General features: G+C 49.1%; 1 protein-coding gene and 1 pseudogene. Both read left to right on the plus strand.

The window, feature by feature from the left end; translation table 11 throughout:
• Positions 1–284: pseudogene (locus I6E11_RS14860) on the plus strand (hypothetical protein); the annotation flags it as partial.
• Positions 285–328: 44 nt separating this feature from the next.
• Positions 329–515 (plus strand): DUF3876 domain-containing protein (locus tag I6E11_RS14865; RefSeq protein ID WP_235338853.1); only part of this gene is annotated, 187 nt, incomplete at its 3' end.

Raw genomic sequence — 515 nt, forward strand, 5'->3', positions numbered from 1 at the left:
CCAACCCGAAGAATATTGACAGCCCTTTCATTAATTCCTGTTTTCTCATGAAATACGGCATTGACCGGAATTCCCCGGATGAAATCAGGCGGCAACAGTCAGAAAAGGCATATAAAGAACTTTATGCTAGGTTTGAAACCATGGTTGGCCTGAAGTCCCCAAACAAAAAGGACGATACCATTATCCGCAAGGAATGTCGGCAGCCAGCCTGTAAGGACAGGCCGACCGGAAAAGTCCACATCCCGGTCACTCCGAAGCCAAAGAGACGCAAGATGGGACTTTGAGAGATTCAGTAAAACAAGAACAACATCATTAAAAAAGACAAGACATGAAAAACAGACAGTTGTACAGACTGGCCGCCTGCCTGATCGGGGCGGCATCACTGCTTCTGCAGAGCTGCAGTGAGAGCAGGTTCAAGGACTGTGACCGCCTGTGCGGTTCATGGAGCAGTGTGGAAGGCAAGCCCGATGTCCTTATATATAAGGAAGGGGACGCCTACAAGGTGACGGTCTTCG

Origin of the sequence: Bacteroides caecigallinarum, from assembly GCF_021531075.1 — a bacterium.
Classification (GTDB): Bacteria; Bacteroidota; Bacteroidia; order Bacteroidales; family Bacteroidaceae; genus Phocaeicola; species Phocaeicola caecigallinarum_B.